Origin of the sequence: Bacillus sp. B1-WWTP-T-0.5-Post-4, assembly GCF_009183795.1 — a bacterium.
In the GTDB taxonomy this organism is placed as follows: domain Bacteria; phylum Bacillota; class Bacilli; order Bacillales; family Bacillaceae_G; genus Bacillus_A; species Bacillus_A cereus.
The window spans coordinates 1-16052 of record NZ_WEIJ01000021.1 but is presented as its reverse complement, the minus strand read 5'-3'; the positions used below and the strand labels follow the sequence as shown (position 1 = coordinate 16052).

Here is a 16052-nt window from a genome sequence, read left to right as displayed (position 1 = left end):
TAGGCACGCCGCCAGCGTTCATCCTGAGCCAGGATCAAACTCTCCAATAAAGTTAGTTTGTCTAGCATCTAAAATAAAAATTGACGTTTCACGTTGTTTGTTTCGTTCAGTTTTCAAAGAACTACTTAGTCGCTCATTTGCGACTTCCTTATGTTAACACTTTCGTTAATTGATGTCAACTAAGTTTTTTATTTCATTTGTCGCTTGCGACGTTATTGTCATCGGCGACTTGTTCTATATTACACCTCTAAGCTCTAATCGTCAATATGTTTTTATAAAAAATATAAAAAGGCTTATTTCTTTTAAAATAAGCCTTTTTATCACATATCATTCTATTCATTTATTATTTCTCTATAATTGGTAACGAGACGATAAATTGAATAATACCATCCCTATATTCCGCTCGAATACTACCACCTTGTAACTCAACAATACTTTTCGCAATCGCTAAACCGAGTCCCGACCCTTCCGTTACTCTACTTCGAGATTGATCTTTCTTATAGAAACGTTCAAACAAATTCGCTAACTCTTCTCTCGTAAACGCTTCACTATGATTCGCAATTACAATTTGTATATCCCTACGCTGCCTTTGAAGAGAAACTTTTATCTCTCCATCATCTTTACTATACTTAATTGCATTCATTAGTAAATTATCAAATACACGAACCATCTTTTCCGAATCAATCGATGCATAAGCACGTTCCTCAGGAAACTTCTTAACAAACGTAAGTCCATGCTCTTCCGCTTGCGGTACTAGCTCTTCTATTAATTGCTCAAGCAACTCATTTACACATACTTCTTGTTTTTCTAATACAACTTGTTCATTTGTTAACTTCGTATACTCAAATAAATCTTCTATTAAATTTTTTAACTGCTCCGACTTTGCAAAAGCAATTCTCGTATACTCATCGTGTTGTTCTTTATTTTCATATTTAGAATCTCGAAGTAATCGTAAGTAACCCATAATAGAAGTAAGTGGTGTACGTAAATCATGCGATACATTTGTGATAAGCTCATTCTTTTGCTTTTCTAATTTACGTTCCTTTTCTATATTATTCATAAGCTCTTCTGCCATATTATTAATATTCTCAGTTAAAGCTGCAATCTCATCTTCACCTTTTTTCTCAATGCGGTAGGCTAAGTTACCTCTTTCTATTTCCTTTACGCCTTGTGCCATCGCTTCAATCTGCTTCATCTTTCTCTTTGTTATATAGAAGAAAGAGAAAATGAATATAAGTACACCAATTAAAAACGGGAATGGTCCTTCTTGCGTGTCATATATTACCTCTCCCTCCGGAATTCCGCTAACAAACATGTACAAATTCTTTCCTTCAATAGTAATAGGTGAAAAAGATATAAACTCTTTTCTTGTACTTTCAAATACATTTCTACCATCTGTATAATTAATCGCGAATGATGCTGCATTACGAATCGTATTATGCAAATCGATTTGCTCTTCTTGCGCTTGCTTTGTTTTATATAAAACTTTACCACTTTCATCAGTAACCAATATCTTCAAAGCTCTAGACCCTTGCTCTAAATTTTGGTTCTCCATTTCGATCATATTTGATATAGCTTCTAATTTATTTTCATGAACCGAACTATTTGCCGCTCCTTGAGCTTGATGATTAATTTGTTCCATACCAGCCCGATAATCGATAGTTGCTTGACGATTCGCATTCTCAAAAAACGGCGCTGCTGCCTTTGCTGACAAAACTCCTAATAACGCACAAGCAGCAAAAGTAGTAATCAATTGAATCCTTATACTCTTTCGTACGCTCTTTACTAATTTCTCAAATAATTCTCTTATTTTCCTTATATAAGTAAACGGATTAAATATCTTTTTCAATCTTATACCCCACTCCCCATACTGTTTTTATATATCTAGGTTTCCTTGGATTCTCCTCAATCTTTTCACGTACTTTTCGAATATGCACCATTACAGTATTATCAGACTGGAAAGATCGTTCGTTCCACACCTTTTCATAAATTTGCTCCGCACTAAACACCATACCTGGATTTCTAGCTAGCAATTCTAAAATTGAAAATTCCCTCGGAGTTAGTTTCACTTCTTCTCCCTCTACAATAACTTTATGGGTCGAGATGTTGATTTTCATCTCCCCAATTTCTAACTCATCCTCATTTTGAATAGCGAAACCATTCATTTTCATATAACGGCGTAACTGAGATTTAATTCGTGCGATTAACTCTAACGGATTAAACGGCTTCGTTACGTAATCATCTGCTCCTGTTGTTAACCCTAAAATCTTATCCATATCTTGCGTTTTGGCAGAAAGCATAATAATAGGCATTTCTTTCGCTTCCCTTACTTTCATACACATATGAATACCATCCACTTTCGGCATCATAATATCTAATACGACTAGATGTACTTCATTTTCTTCCAGTAGACGTAATCCTTCTTCTCCGTCTCCTGCTTGCAATACTTTATATCCTTCATTCTTTAAATAGATTGTAATTAAATTCCGAATTTCTTTTTCATCATCTACGACAAGTATTGTTTCGTGTGCCACAATATCTCCCCCATCACTTTTTTAATCCCTAACTTCTATTATAGGAAAACTTCTGAAGAAAAACGCTCGGAAATCCTTAAGATTTTCTGAAGACGCAAAAAAGGTCTAGACTCCCCTTAAGTCTAGACCTTTAAAAAACCCCTTTTATTTACGAACGTAGATGAAATATAGTACGAATAAAACTCCCATAACATACATAATCGGATGAACCTCTTTACGACGACCACTTACTACCATTGTAATTGGATAGAAGATAAATCCAATCGCAATCCCAGTTGCGATACTATACGTAAGTGGCATAGAGATAATTGTAAAGAATGCTGGTACTGCAATCTCGAATTTCTTCCAATCAATTTCCCCTAAGGAAGAAACCATCAAGATTCCTACAATAATTAAAGCCGGCGCCGTTACAGCTGGCGTTACAACACTTAGTAATGGCGAGAAGAATAGTGCCAGTAAGAAGAATCCTGCTGTTACAACTGCTGTAAATCCAGAACGTCCTCCCGCTGCTACCCCTGCAGACGATTCAATGTAAGACGTTGTTGTTGATGTACCCAAGATTGCACCAATTACAGTCGCAATCGCATCTGCAAATAATGCTTTTCCTGCACGTGGTAATTTATTGTTCTTCATTAATCCGGCTTGATTCGCAACCGCTACAAGCGTACCTGCTGTATCAAAGAAATCGATAAAGAAGAACGTTATAATAACAATCCCCATTTGAACTGTAAAAATATCTCCGAAGTGCGTTAACGCCACGCCGAACGTTGGTTCTAGACTCGGTATTGCTCCCACTACAGCTTTCGGAGTATCAATTAATCCTGTTGCCACTCCTAAGATCGCTGTAAGAATCATACCGTAAAATACTGCACCATTAACTTTCTTAATCATGAAGATGATTGTCGTAACAACCCCGAAGATTGCTAGTAACGTTGTGCCCTTTGTTAAGTCCCCCAACCCAACAAGAACCGCATCATTTTTCACGATAATTCCTGCATTTTGGAATCCAAGGAATGCAATGAACAATCCGATACCTGCTGCTACTGCAAACTTTAACTCTGATGGAATTGCATTGATGATTTTTTCACGAATACCTGAAGCAGTAAGAATAATAAAGATAATACCTGACATTAATGTTCCGGCAATTGCTGTTTGCCATGGAATACCCATCGTTAACACTGCTGTATAAGCAAAGAACGCGTTAATTCCCATACCTGGCGCTAAAGCAATTGGATACTTCGCGAAAATACCCATAATTAACGAACCGATCGCTGCCGCTAATGCCGTAGCAACGAATACTGCACCTGGATCCATCCCTGTACCTGCTGGTAACCCTTTAACATTTCCAAGCGACAGCGTAGCAGGATTGACAAATAGTACGTAAGCCATAGATAGAAATGTCGTTAACCCTGCTATGAACTCAGTCTTATAATTCGTACCGAGCTCATCAAACTGAAAATAGCGTTTCATCCTACGTTTCCCCCGTTATATGATTACTCGCCGTATTTCTCCTAGCCATCTTTTATCCCGAGAAATAAAAAAGGCTTCCATTGCATATATACATGGAAGCGTTCTATAAACAAAGACAAGTTTCCCCTCATCTTTATACAAACGCCTCGTAGTCAAGCCATTTACGGTAGCTAGGTAGAAACTTTCGGGCCATATCCCCGATATTATACGACGGCATAATATTCACTTTTCGTTTGAATTACATAATCATATTAACTCGACGAAGTAGTTTTGTCAATTTAAAAACGAACATTTTTATAAAATTTTATATTTTCGTTCGTATTAATACCAAAATAAAAAAGATCCATCTATGCATAAGCAATAGATGGACCTTTTTATAAATACTATTCCCACTCAATAGTTGCTGGTGGCTTACTCGTTACATCATACACGATACGGTTAACGTGTTTTACTTCGTTTACGATACGTACAGAGATTTTCTCTAATACGTCCCAAGGGATACGTGCCCAGTCAGCTGTCATACCGTCGATAGATGTTACCGCACGGATACCTACTGTGTAATCGTAAGTACGCTCGTCACCCATAACACCTACGCTACGCATACCAGGAAGCGCAGTGAAGTATTGCCAGATTTCACGGTCTAAGCCCGCTTTAATAATTTCTTCACGTAAAATCGCATCAGATTCACGAACGATTTCTAATTTCTCTTCTGTGATTTCACCTAATACACGAATACCAAGACCCGGTCCTGGGAATGGTTGACGCCATACGATTTCATCAGGAATTCCTAATTCAGATCCTAATACACGTACTTCGTCTTTAAATAACGTGTTTAAAGGCTCAATTAATTTGAACTGCATGTCTTCTGGAAGACCACCAACGTTATGGTGAGATTTAATTGTTTGTGCAGTTGCTGTACCACTCTCAACGATATCTGTGTAAAGTGTACCTTGCGCTAAGAAGTCCATACCTTGTAATTTTGACGCTTCATCATCAAATACGTAAATGAATTCGTTACCGATGATTTTACGTTTTTGTTCTGGATCTTCTACACCTTTTAACTTGTCCATGAAGCGGTCTCTTGCATCCACTTTAATAACGTTCATATGGAAGCCTTCGCTAAATGTTTTCATAACGCCTTCTGCTTCACCTTTACGAAGTAAACCGTGGTCAACGAAAATACATGTTAATTGATCACCAATTGCTTTATGAATTAATACTGCTACAACAGAAGAGTCTACACCGCCACTAAGTGCGCATAGTACTTTTTTGTCTCCAACAGTTTCACGAATCTTTTCTAATTCTACTTCAATAAAGTTCTCCATGTTCCATCCTTCAGAACAACCACATACGCCGAATACGAAGTTTTTAATTAAATCGTTACCGTGCTCAGAGTGACGTACTTCTGGGTGGAATTGTACACCGTATAAGTTTTTCGCTTCATTGCTCATACCAGCAATTGGGCAAGACTCACTTGTTGCATCTACTACGAATCCTTCAGGTAAACCAGTTACTAAGTCGCCATGGCTCATCCATACAACTTGCTCTTCTGGAAGGTTCGCATATAATTTTGATTCGTTCTCTACTTTAAGAACAGCTTTTCCGTACTCACGGTGATTTGCACGCTCTACTTTACCACCGAAGTGTTGCGTCATAAGCTGCATACCGTAACAAATACCGAAGATTGGTAAACCTAGTTCAAAGATTTTTTCATCACAATGTAATGCACCTTCACCGTATACACTATTTGGTCCACCAGAGAAAATAATCCCTTTTGGATTCATTGCTTTAATTTCTTCTGCAGTAATTGTATGTGGATGAAGTTCACTGTATACACCGAACTCACGAATTCGACGTGCTATTAACTGATTGTATTGACTTCCAAAATCTAAAACGATAATTGTATCGTGTTGTTTCTTCAAAATAATCACCCCAACGTTAGTTCTCGTATATAAATATTTTCACCAATTTGGCGAAAAGCATTACCAATATAATAAAAAAGCCAGTCCTCCGCCTCTAGTCTCATAACAAAGAAAAGGCAGGGGTCTGGCTTTATAAAGAAAGATAGTCTCCGCTCTTTATAAATATAAGACACACTGCCTTCATAGTCAGGTTGTTTACGGTAACCCGGTAGAGACTCTCAAACCATATCATTGAGGATATATGAAGGATCGTTTTATATTATCTTCCTAGATTCTAACAATGAAGTATCAATATGGTCAAGAGAGAAAGCGACAAAATTCTACAGAAATTCATTTCCTTTTCTAAAAAACATAAAAAAACATCCATTTCTATATAGAAATGGATGTTTTTTAGGGCAAACGGAATTACATCATTCCGCCCATACCGCCCATGCCCATGCCGCCCATGTCAGGCATTGCTGGTGCATTTGGTTCTGGCTTGTCAGCAACTACAGCTTCAGTTGTTAAGAACATAGCTGCAACAGATGCTGCGTTTTGAAGTGCAGAACGAGTTACTTTAGCTGGATCTACGATACCAGACTCAAGCATGTTAACCCATTCGCCAGTAGCTGCGTTGAAACCAACGCCTACTTTTTCGCCTTTTAGACGCTCTACAACTACAGATCCTTCTAGACCAGCGTTGATTGCGATTTGACGAACTGGCTCTTCTAGTGCACGAAGTACGATGTTGATACCTGTTGCTTCGTCGCCTTCAGCTACGATAGAAGCTACTTTTGTGTATACGTTCATAAGTGAAGTACCACCACCTGCAACGATACCTTCTTCTACTGCTGCACGAGTTGAGTTAAGTGCATCTTCAATGCGAAGTTTGCGCTCTTTTAACTCAGTTTCAGTTGCTGCACCTACTTTAATTACTGCTACGCCACCTGCTAGTTTAGCAAGACGCTCTTGTAATTTTTCACGATCGAATTCAGAAGTTGTTTCTTCTAATTGCGCACGGATTTGACCGATGCGAGCTTCGATTTGTTCTGTGCTTCCTACACCTTCAACTACAGTTGTGTTTTCTTTTGTAACAACAACTTTACCAGCGCGTCCTAAAGATTCAACTGTAGCAGATTTTAAGTCACGACCTAATTCTTCAGTGATTACTTCGCCACCTGTTAAGATTGCGATATCTTCTAGCATTGCTTTACGACGGTCACCAAATCCAGGAGCTTTAACAGCTACTACGTTGAATGTACCACGAAGTTTGTTCACTACTAATGTAGCTAAAGCTTCGCCTTCAACATCTTCAGCAATGATAAGAAGTGGTTTACCTTGTTGTACCACTTGCTCTAATACTGGTAAGATTTCTTGAATGTTAGAAATCTTTTTGTCAGTGATTAAGATGTATGGGTTATCAAGAACTGCTTCCATTTTGTCAGAATCAGTAATCATGTAAGGAGATGCATATCCACGATCAAATTGCATACCTTCTACTACGTCTAATTCTGTTGTGAATCCTTTAGACTCTTCTAAAGTAATAACGCCGTCGTTACCAACGCGCTCCATTGCTTCAGCGATTAATTGACCTACTTCTTCGTCAGCTGCAGAAATAGCAGCTACTTGTGCGATAGAAGATTTGCCTTCGATTGGTTTAGAAATCGTTTTTAATTCTTCAATTGCAGCAGTAACAGCTTTTTCGATACCTTTACGAAGACCCATTGGGTTAGCACCAGCTGTTACGTTTTTAAGACCTTCACGAATCATAGCTTGCGCTAATACAGTTGCAGTTGTTGTTCCGTCACCAGCTACGTCATTTGTTTTGCTAGCAACTTCTGCTACTAATTTCGCACCCATGTTTTCGAATGCATCTTCTAATTCGATTTCTTTTGCGATTGTTACACCATCATTTGTAATAAGTGGTGAACCAAATTTTTTCTCAAGTACAACGTTACGACCTTTTGGTCCAAGCGTAACTTTTACTGCGTTTGCAAGAGTGTCGACACCGCGAAGCATCGAACGACGTGCTTCTTCACTAAATTTAATATCTTTTGCCATAATAATTGACCCCCTTGGATTTTTTAAGATTTATATAATTAACCGATAACTGCTAAAATGTCACTTTCACGTAAAATCAAGTAGTCTGTACCTTCATATTTCACTTCAGTACCTGCATATTTTGAGAAGATGATAAGATCACCTGCTGCTACCTCTAAAGCAACACGCTCACCATTCTCAAGCACTCGACCAGTACCTACTGCAACAACTTTACCCTCTTGTGGTTTTTCTTTTGCAGTATCTGGTAATACGATACCACTTGCTGTTTTTTCTTCTGCTTGAACAAGCTCAATTACAACGCGATCACCTAATGGCTTTAGCATGAACAATAACCTCCTCATTTTGTTATGTAAATTTCTTTTATTAGCACTCAAGTCATCCGAGTGCTAACACACTTATAATAATAAATAATCTCAATTTCTTTTGCAAGTAAAAAAATCATAATTTTTTCGCAAATCACTATATAAACTTTCTATATAGAATACTGCCTTTACTATATGAATCGTTGTTTCCACTGCTCGTATGTTACAATATGAAAGGACACCCTAAGTTGTTTTCGCTACACACACAACTTTCTCCTGTCTTCTATTATAATTTCAAATAAGGATTTACGAAAAAAACATAATTCAAGTGAGGTTTATATCGTAGGTAGCATATTTACATGTTATCCTAACTTATCTCATACACTATAGTTAGAAAGGATGGTTAAACCATTTGAAGAAACAATACTGGTGGATTATCGTTACATACATTTTAATGCAGTTATCTGGCGTTGTTGGATTACCACTTCTCCTAAAAACAGGACTCTATGATAATAGAGGATTTACCATTGAGGAAAAAGGACAAATCATAACGGGACACTGGGCAATCATTAGCTTCTTTATTGCATTATGTATCGTACTTTGGTTACTTAGAACAGATATTCGTGACAGGCATTTAGATGCAATGCGCTCTTCTGTTCCAGCTACTATTGGATGGATTTTTATCGGGTTCTTCTTAGCTTTCTTTTCACAAATAGTTGCCGGTATGATCGAGATGCAACTGCTAGGAATTAAACAAGGTTCAGAAAATACAATGAAACTGATGGAAATTGCAAGAACGACACCTTGGTTCCTTATTGTTGTTTCTATAATTGGACCTATCTTAGAAGAAATCGTATTTAGAAAAATTCTATTCGGTACACTTTATAAGAAGTTTAACTTCTTTATTGCAGCTATCATTAGTTCGCTTGTATTCGCAGCAATTCATTTTGATTTTACTCACTTATTGGTATACACTGCTATGGGGCTCGTATTCGCCTTCTTATATGTGAAGACGAAACGTATTATCGTTCCGATTGCAGCTCATGTTGCAATGAATACATTAGTCGCTATTGGGCAAATTTTTATGAGCAATGAACAAATTCAAGAAATGATTAAAGAAGCTGAAAAAATGCAAGGCTTTATCGGAGGATTTTTTGTATGAGAAACTCACCATTGTTCATGGCTGCACTATACTTCCTTCTTGGATGTATCTTTACACGCTTCGCCATTACGAACGTGACAGATACAATCTGGAATATGTGGACAATACTATTTGCAGTTATGGCAACAATTGATTTTAATTTGGCACTTCGCCTTATATTAGTTAAATTCACAAAGAAGAAACAATAATAAAACGCAGAGGTCGCTTCCTCTGCGTTTTATTGTGGATAGTTTTTCAAAAAGTAAACTAATGTTTGTAACTCTACAGCTAAGTCAATATGATGAATTCTAATATTCTCTGATACGTTTAATCGCGCTGGTGTGAAATTCAAAATACCGTGCACGCTTGTTTCAGCTAATCTATCTGCTACAGCTTGCGCTACTGTAGCCGGTACTGTTAATATTGCCACTTGTATATCATTTGATAATCTCTCTTCTAATTCATCTAAATGATATACAGGAATGCCCCCGATTTCTGTTCCAACTTTCTCTTCACTAACATCAAATGCCATTTCAATTTTTGTATTATTGTTTTTCGTGAAATTATAATGTAAGAAAGCGGTCCCTAAATTACCTACTCCAATAAGTGCTACACGTGTTATATCATCTTGATCAAGTGTTTCGCGGAAAAATGATAATAAATAATTTACGTTATATCCATATCCCTTTTTCCCTAACGCTCCAAAATACGAAAAATCTCTTCGTATTGTTGCGGAATCTACTTTTACTGCCTCACTCAATTCGGCCGATGAAACACGCTGCTTACCAGAAAGAGATAAGTTTTGGATAAATCGATAGTATAGAGGCAATCTTTTAGCAGTGGCTTGTGGAATCTTTTGCTGATCCATATGACCTCTCCTCTCTTCCTATCTTTATTCATATACTTTAATCAAATACAGAAGTTTAGCACTCATTAAATTCCTTGTATAATAAAGAGAAGAAGTATTCTCTCTTTATTTTAAACTATACACTATTTTTAGTATGATTGAGAAATATAAACATGGCAAAGTTAAGAAATTATTTGAGGTGAAAACATTGATTTTATTACAAGTAAACGCGCTTTCGAAATTATACGGTGCAGAAACAATTCTTGCAAACATAAAATTGGAAGTACAAACAAAAGATCGTATCGCATTAGTTGGAAGGAATGGAGCAGGTAAATCTACATTATTAAAAATTATCGCTGGTGAATTATCTCATGATGGTGGCGAAATTATAAAACCGAAAGATGTCTCAATCGGATATTTAGCTCAAAATACTGGACTAGAAACGTCTTTAACAATTTGGGATGAAATGCTAACCGTCTTTACCCATTTACAGCAAATGGAGACAAAACTCCGAAGGCTTGAGCAAGAAATGGGAAAAGAAGAAAACTTTTCAAACGAAGCTACATATGAAAGATTGTTAGCTGATTATGACCAATTACAACTCAATTATAAAGATCAAGGTGGATATCAATATGAAGCGGATATTCGCTCCATTTTAAGCGGCCTTGGCTTCCCAGTTGAAACGCACCAGACGACGATCTCTACTTTAAGCGGCGGGCAAAAAACAAGATTAGCTCTCGGGAAATTATTATTAACAAAACCAGACTTACTTATTTTGGACGAGCCTACAAACCATTTAGACATCGAAACATTAACATGGCTTGAGCAATATTTGCAAGGTTATCCTGGCGCAATATTAATCGTCTCACATGACCGTTATTTCTTAGACAAACTCGTTACACAAGTATATGAAATTTCGAATAAAGAAAGCAGACGATTTGTTGGTAACTACAGTAAATATTTAGACTTAAAATCAGCATTATATGAGCAAGAAATGAAACGTTACGAAAAACAACAAGATGAAATCGCAAAACTTGAGGACTTCGTTCAAAAGAATATAGCTCGCGCTTCTACAACGAAACGTGCTCAAAGTCGCCGTAAACAACTAGACAGAATGGAATTATTAACGAGACCATTAGGGGATTCTAAGTCAGCATCATTCCACTTCGATATTGAAAAACAAAGTGGAAATGATGTTTTACAAGTAAATGATGCAACCATCGGCTATGATGAAAACCCTATAATTGAACATGTAACTATGCGCTTAACTCGCGGAGATAGTGTTGCTTTAGTTGGTCCAAACGGAATTGGGAAATCCACATTGTTAAAATCTATTGTGAATAAGTTACCACTATTAAATGGTGATGTTTCTTTCGGATCAAATGTATCTGTTGGTTATTATGATCAAGAACAAGCAAACTTAACATCTTCTAAACGGGTTTTAAATGAACTATGGGATGAATATCCACTGCAACCGGAAAAAGAAATCCGTACTATACTTGGGAATTTTTTATTCACAGGAGATGATGTACTGAAACCAGTATCTTCCCTTAGTGGCGGACAAAAAGCTCGATTAGCTCTTGCAAAACTTATGATGCAAAAGTCAAATTTGTTAATTCTAGATGAGCCTACGAACCACCTTGATTTAAATAGTAAAGAGATTTTGGAGAATGCTTTAATTGATTACCCAGGGACTCTTCTATTCGTCTCACATGACCGCTACTTTATTAACCGTGTAACAACGACTGTGGTTGAGTTATCAACAGAAGGTGCACAGGAATATTTAGGGGATTACGATTACTACGTTGAAAAGAAAAATGAAATGATTGAACGTGCAGAACTTGAACAGCAAGAAAGTGACGTTCCTGTTCAAAAGGTGGTTGCACAAGAGAAATTAAATTATTTAGAAGAAAAAGAGCGTAAAAAACTAGAGCGTCAACGCACTAGAAAAATTGAAGAGCTAGAACAAAGTATAGTGGAATTAGAAGAAGAAATTGCTACGTTAGAAGATCAACTTTGCTTACCAGAAATATATGCAGATTATGAAAAAGCTAGTGAAATTACAACTAAAAAGCAAACGCTACAAGAACAACTTGAAACTTGTATGGCAGAATGGGAAGAGCTGCATGTATAAGCATATTTAAATAAGGAAGATGTCTCATAAGTCAGGATTTTTGACTATGTGACATCTTTTTTTAGTACTTAAACAATTTTTTGAATATATCTATTGTAACCCTATATATATTAACAATCCGACACGAAATATCGATTTAACGACAAAGATTGACAATATTAGCATCTTCTATAATAGGGAGATGTTTCAAAATATTTTTCGGGGATATCTTCTTGCTTTTTATTTCCCGAAAAAGAACAAATTCAAAGGTCTGACATCAACCTATTTATCCACAAGTTTATACACATATCCACCTTTATAAAATAAACATTAAAATAACTTTTCCACATTATCCACAGCCAACAAAAAAGTTATCAACATTTTATATACACAATAAAACCCACATTATCAACAGATAATATGGGTTTTATCCACAACCTGTGGTTAATTATGTGTATAACTATGCTTCAATATCTAATCCTGGATTTGCATTTAAGGCTAATGTTGCACGCTTACCTTGTTCATAAGCAATTGTCCCTGCCGCTGCAATCATCGCTGCATTATCTGTGCATAAAGATAGCGGCGGAATAATTAATTCAATGTTTTCTTTTTGTGCAAATTCCTCTTCTAATCGCGCACGAAGTCCTTTATTAGCAGCTACTCCACCAGCAAGAAGTAATTGCTTTACATTATAAGCTTCTGCTGCACGAGCTGCTTTCGTTACAAGTACATCTATTACACTTTCTTGGAAACTTGCCGCTAAATCTTCTGGTGCAATTTCTATACCGCGCTGTTTTGCGTTATGCACAGTGTTGATAACTGCTGATTTCAATCCACTAAAGCTAAAATCATACGAATCCGGTTCTAGCCATGCACGAGGCAAATCAATTGTCGGTTCTCCTTCATGTGCAAGGCGATCAATATGAGGACCACCTGGATATGGCATAGATAACGTACGAGCTACTTTATCATATGCTTCTCCAGCTGCATCGTCTCGTGTTTCACCAATTACTTCGAATGAACCATGTTCTTTCATATAAACAAGTTCTGTATGCCCACCAGATACAACAAGTGATAATAACGGGAATTGAACTTCTTTTACTAAACGGTTCGCATAAATATGACCAGCAATATGATGAACACCGACTAACGGAATATCATGTGCAAACGCTACTGCCTTCGCTGCATTTACTCCAATTAGAAGTGCTCCTACTAAACCAGGACCTTCTGTTACAGCAATTGCATCAATATCATCAAATGTGATGTTTGCTTCCTTTAAAGCTTCTTCTAACACAACTGTAATTTCTTCTACATGATGACGTGATGCAATCTCTGGTACAACGCCGCCAAAACGTTTATGACTTTCAATTTGTGATGCAACGACATTCGCAATAATTTCCGTTCCATTTTTAACAACTGCTACTGCTGTTTCATCACAACTTGTTTCAATACCAAGTATAATCGTATTTTTTTCCATTATATATTCACCCACATTACGAGACCATCTTCCTGATTGTCTGCATAGTATCGTTTACGAATCCCACCATTTTGAAATCCGTATTTTCTGTATAACTGCTTTGCTACTTCATTTGATACACGTACTTCCAGTGTCATTGTTTTTACCCCTAGTTCTTTCGCTTCAGAAATAACTGCTTTCAATAGGGCATCTCCTAACTTTTGACCTCGGTATTCTGGCAAAATAGCTATATTTGTTATATGTGATTCATCAATAATTATCCACAATCCACAATACCCGACTACACGACCATCTTTTTCTAACACAATATAATGTGCATGTTCATTCATCGTTAATTCACGGTGAAAGGCATCTGCAGTCCAAGGAGTTGAAAAAGACGCTTCTTCAATAGCTACAATTTGAGCAATATCATCAAGCTCCATCTTTCTAAATATCATATCCATCTTCTGCAAGCTCCTACTTGTTTTGACTTTCTAACCACTTTGTTTCAGCTTCAGCTAAACGAAGATAGCTTGGAACAAACGTATGCACATCTTGTTCTTCTTTTTGTAATCCTAAGAATGCTAGCTCACTTGGTCTTGGGTTATTTTTAGTAAATGGAGCGAATACAGCTTGATCACCTAAATGTTCTATAATTGTTTCTTTATGCAATTTAACATCGTTACCGATAAATAAAACAGGCTGTCCTTTATCTTTTAACATTTGCAACCAGTCTACAATAAGAATAATTCGGTCTTCTTCTATTGAAGTTAACTGCTCTCCTTCATATGTATATAACCCAGTATAAATTTGCCCACGTCTTCCATCAAATAAAGGACAAATTAACCCGTTAAAGTTAGCACCGTTTGCAGCTACTACCTCTAAACTTGATACACCTACAATTGGTATTTGAAGTGACCAAGCTAATGTTTTCGCCGCTGTCACGCCTATACGAACACCTGTATAGGATCCAGGTCCAGCAGCTACAACGATTTTAGTTAATTCCTTCGGTTTTACGCCACACTCTTTTAACAGTTTCTCTACAGCTGGCATAAGACGTACAGAATGGTTTTTTGTTAAATTTGTAATGATTTCCCCAATTACGTTTTCTTCCTCAATAAGGGATACACCCATTACGTAATTTGAAGTATCAATTGCTAGTACTTTCATCTTGTAATAGCTCCTCACATAATCTAATATAGCGATCTCCAATTGGCTCGAGTATAATTTTTCTTGTGTCATCTCCAGCATGGAATAAACTAATTTGTAACTTTTCATTCGGTAAATATGCTTCTATTAAATGAGCCCATTCTACTACCGTAATTCCTTCACCGTAGAAATATTCATCAAAGCCTAAGTCCTCTTCACTTTCTGCTAAGCGATACACGTCCATATGATATAGCGGTAATCTTCCTTTATATTCTTTGATGATATTAAAGGTAGGACTATTTACAACTCTTTTCACTCCAAGACCTTTTGCTAGTCCCTTTGTAAAAGTCGTCTTACCAGCTCCAAGATCTCCTTCTAAAATAATTACGTCTTGTGCCTCTACGAGCTCACCTAATTTTTCTGATAACCTTTGTGTTTCCTCAGAAGATTTTGTTGTTACTTCATATTTACTCACAGACTTCACCTACTTTACTCACAATGTTCTCTGCTCTTTATTATACAGGTTTTGAATATATAAAAAAGTCCTTAGGAGTTGTCCTAAGGATAGTTTGACTGTCTTTATTAGTTTTTTGTTAAAACAAATAAAAAAATACGAAACAACTTGTTTCGTTCTTTTCTTTATATGAAATGGCGGTCCCGACCGGGGTCGAACCGGCGATCTCCTGCGTGACAGGCAGGCATGTTAACCACTACACCACGGGACCATTTGGTTGCGGGGACAGGATTTGAACCTGCGACCTTCGGGTTATGAGCCCGACGAGCTACCGTGCTGCTCCACCCCGCGACAATATAAATAGCTTGGCGACGTCCTACTCTCACAGGGACAAGGTCCCAACTACCATCGGCGCTAGAGAGCTTAACTTCCGTGTTCGGTATGGGAACGGGTGTGACCTCTCTGCCATCATCACCAAACTATTGAAGGCATATTCCTTCAAAACTAGATAACATTTGCTACATATTATATGGTTAAGTCCTCGATCTATTAGTATTCGTCAGCTCCACATGTCACCATGCTTCCACCTCGAACCTATCAACCTGATCATCTTTCAGGGATCTT

Annotated in this window: 14 protein-coding genes, 2 tRNA genes, 2 rRNA genes and 2 riboswitches; of the genes, 3 read left to right on the top strand and 15 right to left on the bottom strand. The window is 37.1% G+C overall.

From position 1 onward, the window contains the following. Positions 1 to 343: 343 nt before the first annotated feature. From ampS to groES, 6 genes are all read right to left on the bottom strand, one after another. Positions 344 to 1849 carry an aminopeptidase AmpS gene (gene ampS / locus GBN91_RS28135; protein WP_152122862.1) on the bottom strand — a complete coding sequence of 502 codons (1506 nt, stop codon included), beginning with the start codon at positions 1847 to 1849 and terminating at the stop codon, positions 344 to 346. Further along, positions 1833 to 2534, bottom strand: a complete 702-nt coding sequence (locus GBN91_RS28130) for a response regulator transcription factor (RefSeq protein ID WP_000929885.1) — start codon at positions 2532 to 2534, stop codon at positions 1833 to 1835. The genes ampS and GBN91_RS28130 overlap by 17 nt, the downstream gene beginning before the upstream one ends. Before the next feature lie 144 nt (positions 2535 to 2678). Beyond that, positions 2679 to 4004 carry an NCS2 family permease gene (locus GBN91_RS28125; protein WP_000833096.1) on the bottom strand — a complete coding sequence of 442 codons (1326 nt, stop codon included), beginning with the start codon at positions 4002 to 4004 and terminating at the stop codon, positions 2679 to 2681. Between the two features lie 129 nt (positions 4005 to 4133). After that, positions 4134 to 4235: riboswitch (purine riboswitch) on the bottom strand. A 152-nt stretch (positions 4236 to 4387) separates the two neighbouring features. After that, positions 4388 to 5926 carry a glutamine-hydrolyzing GMP synthase gene (gene guaA, locus GBN91_RS28120; protein WP_000743909.1) on the bottom strand — a complete coding sequence of 513 codons (1539 nt, stop codon included), beginning with the start codon at positions 5924 to 5926 and terminating at the stop codon, positions 4388 to 4390. Between the two features lie 163 nt (positions 5927 to 6089). After that, positions 6090 to 6191: riboswitch (purine riboswitch) on the bottom strand. 140 nt (positions 6192 to 6331) lie between these two features. Next, a complete protein-coding gene (groL, locus tag GBN91_RS28115) occupies positions 6332 to 7966 on the bottom strand; it encodes a chaperonin GroEL (protein ID WP_001029993.1) in 1635 nt (544 codons plus the stop codon). Positions 7967 to 8004: 38 nt separating this feature from the next. After that, the gene (groES, locus tag GBN91_RS28110) at positions 8005 to 8289 is read right to left on the bottom strand and encodes a co-chaperone GroES (protein WP_000917311.1); all 285 of its coding nucleotides are present in this window, start codon (positions 8287 to 8289) and stop codon (positions 8005 to 8007) included. Positions 8290 to 8680: 391 nt separating this feature from the next. On the opposite strand from groES, the gene GBN91_RS28105 reads away from it, so the two are divergent. Further along, a complete protein-coding gene (locus GBN91_RS28105; protein WP_006920743.1) occupies positions 8681 to 9430 on the top strand; it encodes a CPBP family intramembrane glutamic endopeptidase in 750 nt (249 codons plus the stop codon). Beyond that, complete coding sequence (locus GBN91_RS28100; protein WP_001246201.1) at positions 9427 to 9618, top strand: YdiK family protein; 192 nt, start codon at positions 9427 to 9429, stop codon at positions 9616 to 9618. Before GBN91_RS28105 ends, GBN91_RS28100 begins: the two co-directional genes overlap by 4 nt. A 29-nt stretch (positions 9619 to 9647) precedes the next feature. On the opposite strand, the gene GBN91_RS28095 is transcribed toward GBN91_RS28100, so the two are convergent. Continuing rightward, the gene (locus GBN91_RS28095) at positions 9648 to 10277 is read right to left on the bottom strand and encodes a redox-sensing transcriptional repressor Rex (protein ID WP_000372699.1); all 630 of its coding nucleotides are present in this window, start codon (positions 10275 to 10277) and stop codon (positions 9648 to 9650) included. A gap of 187 nt (positions 10278 to 10464) precedes the next feature. On the opposite strand from GBN91_RS28095, the gene GBN91_RS28090 reads away from it, so the two are divergent. Further along, positions 10465 to 12390, top strand: coding sequence for an ABC-F family ATP-binding cassette domain-containing protein (locus GBN91_RS28090; RefSeq protein ID WP_000602146.1), 1926 nt, complete (start codon positions 10465 to 10467; stop codon positions 12388 to 12390). Between the two features lie 439 nt (positions 12391 to 12829). Here GBN91_RS28090 and tsaD read toward each other — a convergent pair whose 3' ends face one another. From tsaD to GBN91_RS28050, 8 genes are all read right to left on the bottom strand, one after another. Then, positions 12830 to 13846, bottom strand: a complete 1017-nt coding sequence (tsaD, locus tag GBN91_RS28085; protein WP_000414585.1) for a tRNA (adenosine(37)-N6)-threonylcarbamoyltransferase complex transferase subunit TsaD — start codon at positions 13844 to 13846, stop codon at positions 12830 to 12832. After that, complete coding sequence (gene rimI / locus GBN91_RS28080) at positions 13846 to 14289, bottom strand: ribosomal protein S18-alanine N-acetyltransferase (protein ID WP_000367190.1); 444 nt, start codon at positions 14287 to 14289, stop codon at positions 13846 to 13848. The genes tsaD and rimI overlap by 1 nt, the downstream gene beginning before the upstream one ends. A 13-nt stretch (positions 14290 to 14302) precedes the next feature. After that, positions 14303 to 14995, bottom strand: coding sequence for a tRNA (adenosine(37)-N6)-threonylcarbamoyltransferase complex dimerization subunit type 1 TsaB (gene tsaB, locus GBN91_RS28075; protein WP_000865740.1), 693 nt, complete (start codon positions 14993 to 14995; stop codon positions 14303 to 14305). Next, the gene (gene tsaE / locus GBN91_RS28070; RefSeq protein WP_000049642.1) at positions 14976 to 15449 is read right to left on the bottom strand and encodes a tRNA (adenosine(37)-N6)-threonylcarbamoyltransferase complex ATPase subunit type 1 TsaE; all 474 of its coding nucleotides are present in this window, start codon (positions 15447 to 15449) and stop codon (positions 14976 to 14978) included. The genes tsaB and tsaE overlap by 20 nt, the downstream gene beginning before the upstream one ends. 174 nt (positions 15450 to 15623) lie before the next feature. Then, positions 15624 to 15699 (bottom strand) — tRNA-Asp (locus GBN91_RS28065). 3 nt (positions 15700 to 15702) lie between these two features. Beyond that, a tRNA-Met gene (locus GBN91_RS28060) sits at positions 15703 to 15779 on the bottom strand. Positions 15780 to 15791: 12 nt separating this feature from the next. Further along, positions 15792 to 15907 (bottom strand): 5S ribosomal RNA (gene rrf, locus GBN91_RS28055). A 50-nt stretch (positions 15908 to 15957) separates the two neighbouring features. Continuing rightward, positions 15958 to 16052, bottom strand: a 23S ribosomal RNA gene (locus GBN91_RS28050); the annotation flags it as partial.

What these genes read in the sequence shown, in the direction of transcription:
- GBN91_RS28125 (WP_000833096.1), bottom strand. Translation starts at nt 4,004, where the DNA reads ATGAAACGCTATTTTCAGTTTGATGAGCTCGGTACGAATTATAAGACT.
- groL (WP_001029993.1), bottom strand. Translation starts at nt 7,966, where the DNA reads ATGGCAAAAGATATTAAATTTAGTGAAGAAGCACGTCGTTCGATGCTT.
- groES (WP_000917311.1), bottom strand. Translation starts at nt 8,289, where the DNA reads ATGCTAAAGCCATTAGGTGATCGCGTTGTAATTGAGCTTGTTCAAGCA.
- GBN91_RS28100 (WP_001246201.1), top strand. Translation starts at nt 9,427, where the DNA reads ATGAGAAACTCACCATTGTTCATGGCTGCACTATACTTCCTTCTTGGA.
- GBN91_RS28095 (WP_000372699.1), bottom strand. Translation starts at nt 10,277, where the DNA reads ATGGATCAGCAAAAGATTCCACAAGCCACTGCTAAAAGATTGCCTCTA.
- tsaD (WP_000414585.1), bottom strand. Translation starts at nt 13,846, where the DNA reads ATGGAAAAAAATACGATTATACTTGGTATTGAAACAAGTTGTGATGAA.
- rimI (WP_000367190.1), bottom strand. Translation starts at nt 14,289, where the DNA reads ATGGATATGATATTTAGAAAGATGGAGCTTGATGATATTGCTCAAATT.
- tsaB (WP_000865740.1), bottom strand. Translation starts at nt 14,995, where the DNA reads ATGAAAGTACTAGCAATTGATACTTCAAATTACGTAATGGGTGTATCC.